The sequence below is a fragment of the Hartmannibacter diazotrophicus genome (assembly GCF_900231165.1).
In the GTDB taxonomy this organism is placed as follows: domain Bacteria; phylum Pseudomonadota; class Alphaproteobacteria; order Rhizobiales; family Pleomorphomonadaceae; genus Hartmannibacter; species Hartmannibacter diazotrophicus.
Map to the genome: position 1 here is coordinate 56,263 of NZ_LT960614.1, position 14,856 is coordinate 71,118.

11 protein-coding genes are annotated in these 14,856 nt (G+C 64.7%); 4 read left to right on the top strand and 7 right to left on the bottom strand.

The window, feature by feature from the left end; translation table 11 throughout:
• Positions 1–160: 160 nt before the first annotated feature.
• Complete coding sequence (locus HDIA_RS00230) at positions 161–856, bottom strand: OmpW/AlkL family protein (protein ID WP_157775093.1); 696 nt, start codon at positions 854–856, stop codon at positions 161–163.
• A 162-nt stretch (positions 857–1,018) separates the two neighbouring features.
• Complete coding sequence (locus HDIA_RS00235; protein WP_099553289.1) at positions 1,019–1,972, bottom strand: LysR family transcriptional regulator; 954 nt, start codon at positions 1,970–1,972, stop codon at positions 1,019–1,021.
• A 191-nt stretch (positions 1,973–2,163) separates the two neighbouring features.
• Between HDIA_RS00235 and HDIA_RS00240 the strand changes: the two genes are divergently transcribed.
• Together HDIA_RS00240 and HDIA_RS00245 are read left to right on the top strand one after the other, a co-directional pair.
• The gene (locus HDIA_RS00240; protein ID WP_099558617.1) at positions 2,164–2,622 is read left to right on the top strand and encodes a (2Fe-2S)-binding protein; all 459 of its coding nucleotides are present in this window, start codon (positions 2,164–2,166) and stop codon (positions 2,620–2,622) included.
• Positions 2,623–2,626: 4 nt separating this feature from the next.
• Complete coding sequence (locus HDIA_RS00245; protein WP_099553291.1) at positions 2,627–4,825, top strand: xanthine dehydrogenase family protein molybdopterin-binding subunit; 2,199 nt, start codon at positions 2,627–2,629, stop codon at positions 4,823–4,825.
• An 84-nt stretch (positions 4,826–4,909) separates the two neighbouring features.
• Here the strand turns inward: HDIA_RS00245 and HDIA_RS00250 are convergent, their stop codons facing one another.
• The 4 genes from HDIA_RS00250 to HDIA_RS00265 form a co-directional block, all read right to left on the bottom strand.
• Complete coding sequence (locus HDIA_RS00250; RefSeq protein ID WP_099553293.1) at positions 4,910–5,314, bottom strand: DUF302 domain-containing protein; 405 nt, start codon at positions 5,312–5,314, stop codon at positions 4,910–4,912.
• A gap of 163 nt (positions 5,315–5,477) precedes the next feature.
• A complete protein-coding gene (locus HDIA_RS00255) occupies positions 5,478–6,887 on the bottom strand; it encodes a sensor histidine kinase (protein WP_099553295.1) in 1,410 nt (469 codons plus the stop codon).
• Positions 6,884–7,621, bottom strand: coding sequence for a response regulator (locus tag HDIA_RS00260; protein ID WP_099558618.1), 738 nt, complete (start codon positions 7,619–7,621; stop codon positions 6,884–6,886). Before HDIA_RS00260 ends, HDIA_RS00255 begins: the two co-directional genes overlap by 4 nt.
• A gap of 147 nt (positions 7,622–7,768) precedes the next feature.
• Positions 7,769–8,497, bottom strand: a complete 729-nt coding sequence (locus HDIA_RS00265; RefSeq protein WP_099553297.1) for an EF-hand domain-containing protein — start codon at positions 8,495–8,497, stop codon at positions 7,769–7,771.
• A 347-nt stretch (positions 8,498–8,844) separates the two neighbouring features.
• On the opposite strand from HDIA_RS00265, the gene fumC reads away from it, so the two are divergent.
• Both fumC and HDIA_RS00275 read left to right on the top strand, forming a co-directional pair.
• A complete protein-coding gene (gene fumC / locus HDIA_RS00270; protein WP_173796164.1) occupies positions 8,845–10,269 on the top strand; it encodes a class II fumarate hydratase in 1,425 nt (474 codons plus the stop codon).
• A 260-nt stretch (positions 10,270–10,529) separates the two neighbouring features.
• A complete protein-coding gene (locus HDIA_RS00275) occupies positions 10,530–13,262 on the top strand; it encodes a phosphoenolpyruvate carboxylase (RefSeq protein ID WP_157775096.1) in 2,733 nt (910 codons plus the stop codon).
• A 130-nt stretch (positions 13,263–13,392) separates the two neighbouring features.
• On the opposite strand, the gene HDIA_RS00280 is transcribed toward HDIA_RS00275, so the two are convergent.
• Positions 13,393–14,577, bottom strand: coding sequence for a polysaccharide biosynthesis/export family protein (locus tag HDIA_RS00280; RefSeq protein ID WP_099553301.1), 1,185 nt, complete (start codon positions 14,575–14,577; stop codon positions 13,393–13,395).
• Positions 14,578–14,856 lie beyond the last annotated feature (279 nt).

Below are 14,856 nucleotides of genomic sequence, written 5' to 3' on the forward strand. Positions count from 1 at the left end.
GACGCGGACACCGGCTCAGGCATGCCTGACAGAGCCCCGGCACAAGATCATTCCTTGACCGGCATGTCCAGTCTGCCGCAGTGCACAACCGGAAACGGCGGCAAAAAAAATCCCCCTGCGGCGATAGCCGCAAGGGGTTCCCTGTCAGGACGCGTCAGGGTCAGAAGCGATAGGTGAGACCGGCCGTGACGATCGTCGGATCGAGCGTCACATCGGCCTTGACCGGCGTTGCGCCCAGCACGCCGGTGGCGTCGGTGCTCAGCCAGACGTGCTTGACGTCGACGAAGAGGCCGAGCTGCTCGGAGAGCATGACGTCCACGCCCGCCTGCAGAACCGCGCCGAAGGCGTTGTCGACCTTGAAGTTGGTCAGCGCCGCGTCCTTCTCGTTGAAGAACATCGTGTAGTTCACGCCCGCGCCGATATAGGGCCGCACGTGGTAGAACTCGGGGAAGTGATACTGGACCGCCAGCACCGGCGGCAGGTAGTTCAGCTTGCCGAGCGCGCCGAGGCCGCTGAGGCTCCCCGCACCATTGACCACGGCGAGCGGTGCATTGGCGAGGGTCAGCGACAGCGAGATGTCGGGCGTGACGTAGTAGCCGATGTCCAGTGTCACCGCGAGATCGTTGTCGATCTTGGCGTCCGATCCGGCGACGGCCGCACCGCCCGCGCTGACGTCGGCCGATTCGGAGAAGAACACGCCCGCCGGACCGACGTGCAGGAACCAGTCGTAATTCGCGACCGGCGCCGCCATCGGCGGCTCGGCGTCCATCGGCCCGATATCGGCCGCCATCGCTGCCGCACCCGACATCACAAGTGCCGCCGCCGCAACGCCCAGTCCCCACGTCCCACGAAACATCGTCATCATCCTTCAAACGGGGCGAAAACCATTCTGGTAACCGCCAACAACTCTTGGTGGGATGATGCTGCTCCGGCGCGTTTCCGAAGATCTTGATCTAGATCAAACTAGGGGCTGGTTCCCGCTTCGCTTCATCCGATGTTGCATATGAGCAACAAGCTCTTACGCGTAAGCGGCGACCGGGGAACTGCCGAGGAGCGAACGCCGGACGTGGGCTTCCAGCCAGTTGATGGCCGGGTCGCCCATCGACAGGTTGTGACGCAGGATCTGCATCTGGAAGTCCGGGAGCTGGATGGGCGGCGGATAGGCGACGAGATCGAAATAGTCGCCGAGCTTGCGGCAGACGCGCAAGGGGGCTGTGAGAATGGCATCGGACTTCGCGACGGCCGCGAAGGCGGGAATGAACTGCGGCATCACCATCGCGATGCGCCGGACTGCGCCGATGGTTCCGAGAACCTGGTCGACCGCACCATGGCGGTCGCCGGTGAAGGACACAAGAATGTGATCGAGCGCGCAATAGAGACCGAGGTCGAGCGTATCGCCGATCCGGGGATGGCCGCGCCTTGCCATGACGAGGAAGCTCTCCTTGTAAAGCGCCGTCGGCACGGTTCGGCCGTCGGGCGTCCTCGTCTTGCTGAAGGCGCCGATCGCAAGGTCGATCGCACCGGTCGCGATAGCCTCGATGGCGGCCTCCATCGGCATCGTCATGAAGGTGACGCAGCAGGACGGCGCTTCGTCCGCAAGAATCGTCAGAAGCTCCGGCGCCAGCTCCGTCATGGCGCTGTCGACGGCGGCAATGGCGAAGTTTCTTCGGGATGTGGCGGGATCGAAGCCGTGCCCGATCTGGATGGCGAGGCGGATCGAGGCGAGCGCCTCGGAGATCGGATCGGCCAGTTGCCGCGCCCGCGGCGTCGGGGTCACGCCCGAACCGTTCCTGAGGAACAGCGGGTCGCGAAAAATCTCCCGCATGCGGCCGACCGCGTGGCTGACGGCAGACTGGGTGAGGCCCAGGTCGTCGGCGACCGCACTCATCTTGCCGCTGCGCATCAGCGCCTCGAAGACGACGAGCAGCGACATGTCCAGCCGCCTGATATGAACGTTGTCGATATTTCTCATGAAGCAAATTCGGTTTCGTTGATAATCATAAGTGATATATCGGATTTGGAACAAGTCAAAACAGGCGGAGCAACCGCCGATCTGCCCGTCCCTCCGCCGGACGGGGTTCTTGCTGTCGGGACGGGCAACGGCGATCCGTGCATGGAGCGTCGCCTTTGCGGACCGGACCCGGCGAATATCCGGAGAAGATCATGATCAAGTTGAAGATCAACGGCACCGAGCGGGAGATCGATGCCGATGAAGACACGCCGCTCCTGTGGGCCCTGCGTGACGAGTTCGACATGACCGGCACCAAGTTCGGTTGCGGCGTGGGCCTTTGCGGCGCCTGCACGGTGCATCTCGACGGCGTCGCCGTGCGCGGTTGCCAGACGGCCATCGGCGATGTCGGTGCGTCGGAAGTGACGACCATCGAGGGTATCGCGGGCAAGGCCGCCGAGGCCGTCAAGGCGGCGTGGGTGGACCTGCAGGTGCCGCAGTGCGGCTATTGCCAGTCCGGCCAGATCATGAGCGCGACGGCGCTTCTGACCGACAATCCCAAGCCGTCCGACGACGACATCGTCACCGCGATGGATGGCAATGCCTGCCGCTGCGCCACCTATGTCCGCATTCATGCCGCCGTGAAGCGCGCATCCGAAATGATGGAGGGCTGAGACCATGCTGCACTATCTCCAAGAGCCTCGCGCCTTCCGCTCCTCGCTGCCGGCCGCTTCGCGGCGCGGCTTCCTGAAGGCCATGGGCGGCACGACGGCCGGCCTCGTCATCGGCTTCGCCATGCCGGGCATCGTTTCGCAGGTCGGAGAAGCCCGGGCCGCCGACATGGAGGCTGCGTTCAATCCCTTCGTCCAGATTGCTCCCGACGGCACGGTGACCGTGCTGATCAAGCATCTCGACAAGGGACAGGGCATCGCGACGGGCCTCGTGACCCTTGTCGCCGAGGAACTCGGTGCCTCCGTCGGACAGATGAAGGCCGAATTCGCTCCGGCCAACGTCGAGCTCTACAAGAACCTCTTCTTCGGCATCCAGGGCACCGGCGGGTCGACGTCGATGGCCAACTCCTTCGAGCAGTATCGCAAGGCCGGCGCCGCCGCCCGCGAGATGCTGAAGGCCGCCGCCGCCAAGGACTGGTCCGTGCCGGCCGGCGAGGTCACGATTGCCGATGGCAAGCTCGGCCACGGCGACAAGAGCGCCGGTTTCGGCGACTTTGCCGCTGCCGCGTCCAAGCTCGAGGCGCCGCAGGACCCGCCGCTCAAGACCCCCGAGGAATGGGTCTATATCGGCAAGTCCTTTCCGCGTGTCGACGTGCCGGCCAAGTCCGAGGGCGGGACCGGCCTCTACGGCCTCGACGTCAAGCGCGATGACATGCTCGTCGTCACCGTGATTCGTCCGCCGAAGTGGGGCGCGACGGTCAAGGACTTCGATGCCGCCGAGGCGCTCAAGGTTCGCGGCGTCGTCGACGTCAAGTCCGGGCCTTTCGGCGTCGCGGTCTTCGCCAAGACCACCTGGCCGGCGATCAAGGCCCGAGACCTCGTCAAGGTGACCTGGGACGACAGCAAGGCCGAGACCCGCGGCACGGACGAACTGCTGGCCGAATACCGCAAGGCGGCCGACATGCCCGCCGCCGTGGTCAAGGACGCCGACGCGGAGGCTGCCCTTGTCGCGGCTGCCGAAACGGTCGAGATGGAATTCGCCTTCCCCTTCCTCGCCCACGCGCCGATGGAACCGCTCAACGTCACGATCCTCGCCGATCCCGGCAAGTCGGTCGAGATCTGGACGGGATCGCAGATGCAGACCGTCGACCAGATGGTTGCCGGCTCGATCCTCGGTGTGACGCCCGACAAGGTCACCATCGACACCCGCTGGGCCGGTGGCTCCTTCGGCCGCCGTGCTGTCTACAACAGCGAGTATGTGGCCGAGGCCGCCCTCGTCGCCAAGGCGTGGGGCAAGGTCCAGCCGCTGAAGATCGTCTGGACCCGCGAGGACGACATCAAGGGCGGCTACTACCGGCCGATGTATGTCCACAAGGTCCGGGCCGGCGTCGACGCCGAAGGCATGATCATGGGCTGGCAGCACCGCATCGTCGGCCAGTCGATCTTCACCGGCACCGCCATGGAGAAGATGGTCGTCAAGGACGGCATCGACGAGGCCTCGGTCGAAGGCATCGCCGACACGACCTATGCCATCAACGGCTTCCGCCTCGAACTGGCATCGCCGAAGGTCGGCGTTCCGGTCCTGTGGTGGCGCTCGGTGGGCCACACCCACACCGCCTACGTGATGGAGACGGTGATGGACGCGCTCGCCGCCAAGGCCGGCAAGGACCCGGTTGCCTTCCGTCTGGAGCATCTCAAGGACGATCCGCGCAAGGTGGCGGTCCTGAAGCTCGCTGCGGAAAAGGCCGGTTGGGACACGGTTCCCGCCAAGGGCCGCTATCGCGGCGTTGCCGTCCACAAGTCCTTCAACACCTATGTCGCCGAGGTCGCGGAAATCACCTACGACGCCGGTAACTTCAAGGTCGAGAAGGTCGTCTGTGCCGTCGACTGCGGCGTCCCGGTCAATCCGGACAACATCAAGGCGCAGGTCGAGGGCGGCGTCGGCTTCGGCCTCGGCGCGGTGATGCGTGATGCCATCACGCTGACCGGCGGCGAGGTCGACCAGTCCAACTTCGACACCTACGAACCGCTGCGCATGTCCGACATGCCGGAGGTCGAGGTGCATATCATCCAGTCCGCCGAGGCGCCGACCGGCATCGGCGAGCCGGGCGTGCCGCCGATCGGACCGGCGGTGGCCAACGCCATCTTCAAGGCGACCGGCAAGCACCCGCTAAAGCTGCCGTTCACGACGGGCGACTTCGCCTGAGCGGGATTGGATATGCCTGAATGAGAAAGGCGCGGGAGGTTGCTCCCGCGCCTTTTTCCTTGCCTGAATTTCCTTGCAGGCCTGTCAGGCCGCCTTGGCTTTGGCCGCCAGATCGTCGACGACGCTCTTCAGGAGGTCGCGCACTTCCGTCGCGACGGCGCCGAGCGCCGGATTGTCGACGGCCTGCATCGATGCCATCGGATCGATGGCCGACACCTCCACGTGGTCGCCCTTCTCCTCGACGACGACATTGCACGGCAGCATGGTGCCGATCTTCGGCTCGGCCTGCAGCGCCTTGAAGGCGAAGCCGGGATTGCAGGCGCCGAGAATGACATAGGGACGGAACTCGGCGCCGATCTTGGCCTTCAGGGTTGCCTTGACGTCGATCGTCGTCAAAACGCCGAACCCCTTTTCCTTGAGCGCGGCCGTCACCGTTTCGACGGCCTGCTCGAATGGCTGGTTGAGAGTGGTGGTGAAGTGATAGCTCATGGTGTCCTCCTGTCCGCGTCGACGGGTCTGTTCGCGTCAGGGAACGGGAAGGGACGCGTGGCAGTTCCCGCCCGGATCGACCCGGTCAGTGTTATATTAGCAATGTGTAAAATACAAGGCGCATCAGATCCGCGGCTAGCACCGCTCTGATGGGGCGGCGCGATCAGGCCCTGTCGGCTTCCGGTGCCGGATCGATCGGCCTTTGCTCGATCGGAAGCCTCAGGCAGCACAGCAGCCCGTGTGGTTCGACGTTCCGCAGCTCCAGTGCCCCCTTGTGGTCGGTCGTCACCTGAAGAGCGATGGCAAGGCCGAGGCCGAAGCCGCCCCGGCGGTCGCCGCGCCCGTCCTTGTCGTCGGCCCGCACGAAAGGCTTCATCAGTTGTTCGCGGAGATTTTCCTCGATCCCCGGCCCGTCGTCGTGGATCTCGATGATGATCCGCTGGTTCTCCTCGTCCGGCCGCAGGGACAGGCCGACGTTCGTGCCGAACTTGAAGCCGTTTTCGACGAGGTTGCCGACACAGCGCGTCAGGGCTTCCGGCTGGACCGAGGCGACAAGACGCGCCGGCAGGTCGCAGTCGAGCTCCAGACCCATTTCTGCATAGGTGTCCGCCAGCGAGGAAAGCAGGGAGGCGACGTCGACCCGCTCGAAGGGTTCGGCCACCGAATTGCCGCGCAGGAAGGCGAGTGCCTTCTCCGTCAGCCGGGCGAGCCGATCGATCTCCTCGATCATTTCGCTGCGCGTCACGTCGTTCGCGATCGTCTCCGAGCGCAGCCGCAGTCTCGTCAGCGGCGTCCGCAGGTCGTGGCCGACGGCGGCCAGCATTTCCGTTCGCGCCCGGATCATCACCTTCTGGCGATCCCTGAGCCCGTTCAGTTCATGCGCCAGCTGGCGAACCTCCCGCGTTCCCTCGCCGACGAAGTCCGGCCCGTCCAGCGAGCCCTCCACGGTGGCGACGCGGGCCGAGAGGCGCTCCAGCGGCGCGATCACCGTGCGCTTCATCAGAAGCAGCAGCAAACCGGTCGTGAGCACGATGGCGACCGCCCCGAACACAAGGACGATGACGGGCGGCGGCGGCTCGGGGACATCGACGCCGGAATGGCTGAAGAGAAGATACTGGCCGTCGGCAAAGCCGACCGCCACGTCCGGATAGCGGCTGCCCGTGCGGGTTGGCGGCAGGAGGCGGAAATCGATGTTCGCCGGCAACCTGTCGCGCAGCACGCTGGGGATCAGCATGACCTCGTGGCTCTTGTCATCGAGGCCGTGCGGCTCGACGTCGGGCTTCTCGGCAAGAGGCCGCACATGCGGCACGGCCCGCAGGACGAGCGCGATCATCTCGTCCTGCTGGTCGACGGGCGTTTCGGCGACCATGGCCGATGTCGTCACGATGCGCGTGACGAAGGCGAGGATGTCCTCTTCGGAGCCACGGACGGGCGGGGGGCCGCGAAAGTGATTGAAGAAAATGACGCTCAGGATCACCAGGATGTTGGTGACGACGATCGACAGCGTCACCAGCAACGCGATCTGCACCGCGATCCGCTGCAGCGCTGGAATGCGGGCAAGGAGCCGGTTCATTGCTTCTCGCGCACCTCGGCGGAGAACATGTAGCCGACATTGCGAACGGTGTTGATGAGGCCGCCGTCGTCGGTGTCAGACTGCAGCTTGCGCCTGAGCCGGGAGACCATGATGTCCACGCTGCGGTCATAGGCGCCGCCGCTCACGCGCCCGCGCGTCATTTCCAGAAGTTGTTCGCGCGGCAGCACCCGTCCGGCATGGCGGCAGAAGGTGACGAGCAGGTCGAATTCGCCGCTCGTCAGCGAGACCCTCACGCCCTCGTCGTCATAGAGCTGGCGGCGCAGCAGATCGACGGTCCAGCGGTCGAACTGGATGCGGCCGCCGTTGAAGATGTCGCGCGCCGGCTGGCTGGAGGCCGCCGGTTCTTCCCAGCGCCTCAGGATCGCCCGCACCCGCGCCAGGAGTTCGCGCGGATTGAAGGGCTTGACCATGTAGTCGTCGGCGCCGGTCTCCAGGCCGATGATGCGGTCGACATCCTCGCCGAGCGCGGTCAGCATCAGGATCGGCATATGCCTCTCGTTCGACCGCAGGCGCCGGCAGATGGCAAGGCCGCCTTCCCCGGGCAGCATCAGGTCGAGAACGATGAGATCGATGGACGCCTCGGCGAGGATCGCGTCCATGGCTCGCGCGTGCGCCGCGCTCGACACGCGGCATCCGTTTGCTGCGAGAAACTGTTCCACCAGATCGCGGATGACGGGATCGTCCTCGACGACGAGAATATGCGGTGTCTCCATGACCGGCCAAACCGTTGCTGAGCCGCGCGCGGGCATCATTCCTATCATGTCCGTTCCTTCTCCTTATACGAACGACGAACGGCCGGAAAGCATGGGAGTGCCATGCCCCGGCCGCCGCCATGAGGCAGCGTGACCCCGTATATGCCGTCAGGCGGCCTGATCGAACAGTGAAACAAGATCGATCGTCGAACTGGAACTGCTGCTGTAGGCCGAACTGCTGGCAAGAATGCTTGCCAGATCGCTGCCGCCGCCGAAGCCCTGGGCGCCGCCAGGTCCACCGCCACCCGGAGGGGGGGGAGGCGGTCCGCCGGCACTGCGTTCTTCGGCCTGAGCCTGCTTGTAGCTCTGGTCTTCGTCTTCACTGATCTCGCCGTCACCGTCGCTGTCGATGGTGCTGAAGAGATCTTGCGAATCTTCAGAGGAAATGCCGATCTCGTCGCCCTTGGCCGAGAACTCGTCGCCCTTGGCCGAGAACTCGTCGAGCGACAGGGTTCCCGAGCCGTCGGTGTCCGTGTCGGAGAAGAAGTCGCCTTCTCCACCGCGCTGGCCACCGGGGCCACCCGGACCGCCTGGACCGCCCGGAGGCGGCGGCAGGCCGCCGGCACCGAATTCCTGAGCGGACAGAAGCGAGGATGCCGTTTCGGATGAAAGCTGCGAGATGCCGGTGGCAAGCTCGTCGCCGGACACAAGTCCGTCCGAATCGGAATCCAGGGTGTTGAAAAGATTGGTAATGTCCTCGTCGGACGCATCGGTCTGGTTCGTCGCGCCGAATTCTTCGAGCGACAATCCTCCGTTCACGTCCGTGTCGGCCTGACTCAGGATACGTGAGGCAAAGCCGTTGGCGGGGTTGAAGCCGCCAATACCGCCGACACTCATGGGTTACTCCTCCTGTTCTTGGAGAAAGGATGTGAATGTCCCCGCGCCGCGCGGAGACTTGGGTATCATGTTCATGAAATAAGTGGCGCCGGGGTATCATTTTGTTTCGTTGGCGGGAAGAATATGCCCGATTTTAACTATCCGTTCAGAGTTGGATGCTGGTCGAGCGGACGTGTGTCTGCTTGGCGTTGAGTGGGTGTTCTTCGATCCTCGCTTGAAGGCCGGCAATTTTCGCCCGGTCGTTGCAGGAAGGCGCGATCGTTCCGATTTATCTGGGACCAGAACGCCGTTTGTCATGGTCATGCAGGATGATCGGCCGCCTCCAGAGTCAGCAGGGAGAAGCCTCCATGAGCGAAGTGACGAGCAACGATCCGGCGGACGCGGCGATGCGCGAGGAAAGCGACACGATGGGAACCATCGCGGTTCCCGCCAGCCGCTACTGGGGCGCCCAGACCCAGCGCTCGATCGGCAACTTTCCGATCGGTCGGGACCGCTTTGTCTGGGGCCGGCCGATTGTCCGGTCACTCGGCATCCTCAAGCGTGCCGCCGCCGAAGCCAATGCGGAGCTTGGCGAACTGCCGCAAGACATTGCGGCGTTGATCGTCAAGGCGGCCGACGAGGTCGTTGCAGGTCGTCTCGACGGCGAGTTCCCCCTTGTCGTCTTCCAGACGGGCTCCGGCACCCAGTCCAACATGAACGCCAACGAGGTCATCGCCAACCGGGCCATCGAACTGGCTGGCGGCGAGCGGGGATCGAAGAAGCCCGTTCATCCCAACGATCACGTCAATCGCGGTCAGTCGTCCAACGACACGTTCCCAACGGCCATGCACATTGCCGCGATGGACGAAATCGTCGCGCGGCTCCTGCCTGCCGTCAAACGCCTTCGCGACACGCTGGCCGAAAAGGCCGCGACCTACGACGATCTCGTCAAGACGGGCCGAACCCACCTGCAGGACGCAACGCCGATCACGCTGGGACAGGAGATCGGAAGCTGGGTCGCGGGCATCGACTTCGGTCTGGCCGAGGTGGAAAAGGCAAGCCAGGGGCTGCTGGACCTTGCCATCGGCGGCACGGCCGTCGGAACGGGTCTCAACGCCCATCCGAAGTTCGGCGATCTCGCCGCTCAGAAGATTGCCGTTCTCACCGGCCAGCCATTCCGCTCCGCCGCGAACAAGTTCCATGCGCTTGCCGCTCATGACGCGCTGGTGGCGACATCGGCGGCTTTGCGCACGCTGGCCGGCAGCCTGATGAAGATGGCCAATGACGTGCGCTGGCTGGCGAGTGGCCCGCGCTGCGGCATCGGCGAGCTGCTGATTCCGGAAAACGAACCGGGCTCCTCGATCATGCCGGGCAAGGTCAATCCGACACAGTGCGAGGCGCTCACCATGGTCTGCGTCCAGGTCTTCGGCAACGACGCGGCGGTGGCCTTCGCCGGCACGCAGGGCAATTTCCAGCTCAATGTCTACAAGCCCGTGATGGTCCACAACGTGCTGGAATCGATCGCGCTTCTTTCCGACGCCTGTCTTTCCTTCAACGACCACTGCGCCGCCGGCATCGCGCCGAACCTGAACCGGATCGAGGACAATCTGTCCCGCAACCTGATGCTGGTGACCGCCCTTAACCGGCATATCGGCTACGACAAGGCGGCGAAGATCGCCAAGACCGCCCAGAAGGAAGGCCTCTCCCTGCGCGAGGCCGCGCTCGGCTCCGGTTTCGTCAGCGCCGAGGACTACGAACGCTTCGTCGTTCCGATCGACATGACCCATCCCTGAGCGAGGCAGCTTTCAGAACCGTTATGTCCCGCTTTCAGAAAATCCGAAACGCGAGGAAAGTATTTTACATTCAGGTATTTGGGTCAAGCCTTAGCCGGCCTGCGGCATCATTGCCGTCGTGCGTGCGGCCTCCTTCGGCTTAAAGCCGGGGAGAGAAGGTGTGGCGCTGCGGCTGATTGCCGGCCACTCCAAAGAATTGGACGCGCGCGATGCCGTCCGGCTCCACCAGCCGGATAGCGTCGTGGCCAAGGGAGGCCCCAATGCCCAGTATCGCCCATGCCGAAGCCCTGCCTGGTGCCGGCCACCCGCTTGCCGATGACGACTTCACGCCCGTCTTCGAGCTGCTCTTCAACCTGCTCGCCGATGTCGTCCGGGTGCGTCGGCCGGAACTCGTCAAATACCTGTTCCAGACCGGGTCGAGCCTCATCATCCCCGAAGACCTGCGCGTGCCGGCGCTTCAGGTAACCGGCATCTGGTTCCAGCTTCTCGGCATCGCGGAGGAAAACGTCGCCCAGCGCACGCGCCGCCAGATGGAGACGTCCGGCGGCCCCGATTCCGTCGGCGGCACCTTCGCCAATGTCATCGGCTCCATCGCTGGTTCCGGCGCGTCACCGGAAGATCTGGCCGCCGCGCTCGCTCAGACCGAGGCCGTGCCGACGCTGACCGCTCATCCGACCGAGGCCAAGCGCGTCACGGTGCTGGAGATCCACCGCCGCATCTATCGCGGCCTCGTGGCGCTGGAGACCGACCGCTGGACCCCGCGTGAGCGCGACGGGTTGGTCCAGAGCCTCAGGACCGAGATCGACCTTCTCTGGCTGACCGGCGAACTGCGCCTTGAAAAGCCGACGGTGGAACAGGAGATCGCCTGGGGCCTGCACTTCTTCCAGGAAACGCTCTTCGAGCAGGCGCCGCAGACGGTCGAAAATCTCGCCGCCGCCCTGAAGCGCCATTATCCGGAAGCCGCGATTCCCGTCCCCTCGCTCCTGAGTTTTTCCAGCTGGATCGGCGGCGACCGCGACGGCAACCCCTTCGTGACCGCCGAGACCACCCGCAATGCCCTGGCCCTGTATCGGGGGGCGGCGCTGGAGAGGCTGATCGAGCGCTGTGGCGAGATGATCCGCCTTCTCTCCATCAGCAGCGCCAATGTTGAGATCCCGGCCGTCTTTCTGGCCGCGCTCGATGACCTTCTGGACGCCTCGGCCGATGGCGAGGAGATCCGGCGGCGCAATCCCGGCGAGGTCTTCCGCCAGTTCTTCGTCGCCATCGTCGAGCGATTGGAGGCGACGCGCGACCGGGACTTGCCGGCAAGGCCCTTCGCATCGCCGGAGGAGCTTTCCCGCCTGCTTCTCATCGCCGAGCGCGCCCTGATCACGCTTGGCGCCGACGATCTCGCCCTGACCCGGCTGAGGCCGCTCCGGCGCGAGATCGACATCTTCGGCTTCCGCACCGCTTCCCTCGACATCCGGCAGAACTCCTCCGTCGTGAACCGCACGCTGGTCGACATCTGGACCAAAAGGCTGCCGGAGGGCGTCGAGACCGTTCCCGAGCCCAACTCGCCGGAATGGCGCGCGCTCGTCTCAAGGGAATTGCAGCGTCAGGAACTGATGCCGCCGGACCGGGAGGCCCTGACGCCCGAGGCGCGCGAGATGATGGCGACCCTCGACGTGGTGCGCGAATCGCACGAAGGCCCGGACAACAGGGCCATCGGTGCCCTCATCCTGTCGATGACCACCAGCGCCGCCGATATCCTCGCCTTCTACCTGCTCGGCCGATTTGCCGGCATCGCCTCGCCGGAGGAGGACGGATCGGGATCGGTCGCGGTGATCCCGCTGCTGGAGACGATCGAGGATCTGCGCAACGCCGAGGGCATCCTGCGCGAGCTTTTCGCCGAACCGGCCGTGCGCCAGGCGATCCGCGCCAACGGACGGCGCCAGGAGGTCATGCTCGGCTATTCCGACAGCAACAAGGACGGCGGCTTTCTCTGCTCCAACTGGGAGCTCTACAAGGCCCAGGAACGGCTGGTCGAGGTCGGTCGCAAGGCCGATGTGCGCATCTCCTTCTTCCATGGTCGCGGCGGCTCGGTGAGCCGTGGCGGCGCCCCCACCGGCCGCGCCATCGCCGCCCAGCCGCCGGGAACGGTTGAGGGCTATCTGCGCATCACCGAGCAGGGCGAGGTGGTCTCGTCGAAGTTCGCCAATCGTGGCGCGGCGCTCTTCAATCTGGAGCTTCTGGCCGCAAGCGTCGTCTCGCACACGCTGTCCTCCAAGAGCGAAGGACACATGCCGGGCCGCTACGGCGAAACGGTCGAGGCCTTGTCGGGCCTTTCCCATGCCGCCTTCGCCCGGCTGATCGAGCAGCCCGGCCTCATCGACTATTTCAATGCGGCAAGTCCCGTGGAGGAACTGGCGCTTCTGAAGCTCGGCTCGCGTCCTTCGCGCCGTTTTGGTGCCAAGTCGCTGTCTGACCTCAGAGCCATTCCGTGGGTCTTCGCCTGGTCGCAGAACCGCCACCTCATCACCGGATGGTACGGTCTTGGAACGGCGTTCCAGTCCTTCCTCAAGTTCCGCGGCGACGAGGGCCGGGATCTTCTGAAGGAGATGTTCGAGCGTTCGCGCTTCTTCCGGCTGATGATCGACGAGGCGGAAAAGACCCTCTATCTCGCCGACATGGATCTCGCCCGCCGCTACGCCTCGCTGGTCACCGACGAGGACGCTCGCGACCGCATCTTCGGCATGGTCGAGGCCGAATACGCCCTGACCGTCTCCCACGTGCTGGCGCTTTCCGGAAGCAGCAGGCTGGCCGAGCGCTTCCCCGTTCTTAGCCGGCGTACCGAGCACGTCCGCCCGATGATCGACCGCACCAATCGCTGGCAGGTCGATCTCCTGCGCGAGTTCCGGGCCGCGTCCGGAAACGAGGCGCGTCAGGAGGCCATCCTCGCACCGCTGCTGCTGTCGATGAACTGCATCGCCGGCGGCCTCGGCTGGACGGGCTGATCCCGTTTCTCCGGCATGGATCGGTGCGTTGGCGTCGTTCGGTGGCGCAAAAAGAAAAATCCGGGCTCTTGAGCCCGGATTTGCCTGATGCACGACAATGGGCGGCCAGTGCCGCCCATTTGCTTTTGGATCAGTTCATCGTGCTGATCGCTCTGGACGTCGTCGCCACGCTGGAAACCGGCGAGATCACGGTTCCGATCAGCGCCAGGAACTTCTGCAGTTCCGTCAGTCGCGCGTTGGCCACGTAAATGGCGTCCCCGCTGGCGACCTCGAAATTCTGCGCCAGGAACAGCCCGGACGGCGAGCGAAGGTCAAGCTCGTAGATGACCGGAATGCGGGATCCGAAGCCCGTCGAGAGCAGCTTGCTCTGCGGGTTGAGGCGCGCGACCACGTTCCTGTCTTCCATGCGATAGACGAAGACACCGGCCGGGTCGGCTCTCGCGTCGCTGAGGCCGCCTGCCTTGGCGAGCGCCTGCGAAAGATTGAGGTCCATCTGGCCGAAGTCGATCTGGCTGTGTCCGCCCGTCGCGCCGAAGGAGGTGAAGCTCTTCGGCTCCCGGCTGATCGTGATCACGTCGCCGGCGGCAACCGAAATGTTCTCCGACGGATTGTTGATCACCTTCTGGAGCGAGACCTTGCCGACGCGGTTGCCGCGATTGACGGTCACATACGCCTCGTAGGCCGGAAACTGCACACCGCCGGCAAGGGCGATGACGTCGAGCAGATGGTCGCCGCGCGGCGTCAGCGGGATGCGTCCGCCCTGCGGCAGCGGGCCGGTGACGGTCACCGTGTTGGCGACGCTCGTCGTGACGGTCACGAGAACCTGCGGTTCGATTGCCTTGCCGATCAGGGCGTTCTCGATATCGGCCTTCACCGCCTGCGGGGTGCGGCCGGCTGCCCGGATCTGTCCGGCGTAGGGCACCACGATCGTGCCGTCGGAATTGACGATCTGCTGCGGGATCTGTGCGCTGTTGGCGCCCGTGGCCACGGCGCCACCCAGCGGCGAGGACGAGGCGAAGAGGCCGCCGGAGCCCGCCTCCCAGATCGTGACCGACACGACATCACCGACGCCGATCAGGCCGACCGAGCCGCCCGCGTTCTTGCCGAACGTCGACCCGAGGTCATCACTGTCGCGCGTCGACAGTATGGCGAGGATGTCGGGCGAAAGCGGCATCAACTCATAGGCAAGCGCTCGTGGGGACGGATTTTCGCTGTCCGATCGGATCGAACTGGCGGAAGGACCTTCGCTCGGAAGGGCCGAGCAGCTGCCCAGCGCAAGTGACACCGTGAGCAGAACTGCGATACGAAGCTGCATCCTGTCGTAGTCCCTTCCTCAAGCACTCGTGCGGGCCGCAAGGCCTCTTGCCGCGCCACGTCATAGTCAAGCGCCCAGTCTCATAACCCAAATGGACGCCATCGTCATGACCGAACCGGCAGAAATCCGGTTCACTCGTGCGGCATGCGCGCTGGGGTAAGGGTATGACCCGCTCACACTTAATAGACTGTTACCGACCGATATTGTCAACACATTGATAACTATAAACAAAATGTCATATTACAAGGCTTTTCCGAGGGTTGCCGCGGAAATCCGAGC

Coding starts and splice junctions, on each gene's coding strand:
- HDIA_RS00275 (WP_157775096.1), top strand. CDS start 10,530: ATGCCCAGTATCGCCCATGCCGAAGCCCTGCCTGGTGCCGGCCACCCG.
- HDIA_RS00245 (WP_099553291.1), top strand. CDS start 2,627: ATGCTGCACTATCTCCAAGAGCCTCGCGCCTTCCGCTCCTCGCTGCCG.
- HDIA_RS00260 (WP_099558618.1), bottom strand. CDS start 7,621: ATGGAGACACCGCATATTCTCGTCGTCGAGGACGATCCCGTCATCCGC.
- HDIA_RS00280 (WP_099553301.1), bottom strand. CDS start 14,577: ATGCAGCTTCGTATCGCAGTTCTGCTCACGGTGTCACTTGCGCTGGGC.
- HDIA_RS00240 (WP_099558617.1), top strand. CDS start 2,164: ATGATCAAGTTGAAGATCAACGGCACCGAGCGGGAGATCGATGCCGAT.
- fumC (WP_173796164.1), top strand. CDS start 8,845: ATGAGCGAAGTGACGAGCAACGATCCGGCGGACGCGGCGATGCGCGAG.
- HDIA_RS00255 (WP_099553295.1), bottom strand. CDS start 6,887: ATGAACCGGCTCCTTGCCCGCATTCCAGCGCTGCAGCGGATCGCGGTG.
- HDIA_RS00265 (WP_099553297.1), bottom strand. CDS start 8,497: ATGAGTGTCGGCGGTATTGGCGGCTTCAACCCCGCCAACGGCTTTGCC.
- HDIA_RS00250 (WP_099553293.1), bottom strand. CDS start 5,314: ATGAGCTATCACTTCACCACCACTCTCAACCAGCCATTCGAGCAGGCC.
- HDIA_RS00235 (WP_099553289.1), bottom strand. CDS start 1,972: ATGAGAAATATCGACAACGTTCATATCAGGCGGCTGGACATGTCGCTG.
- HDIA_RS00230 (WP_157775093.1), bottom strand. CDS start 856: ATGTTTCGTGGGACGTGGGGACTGGGCGTTGCGGCGGCGGCACTTGTG.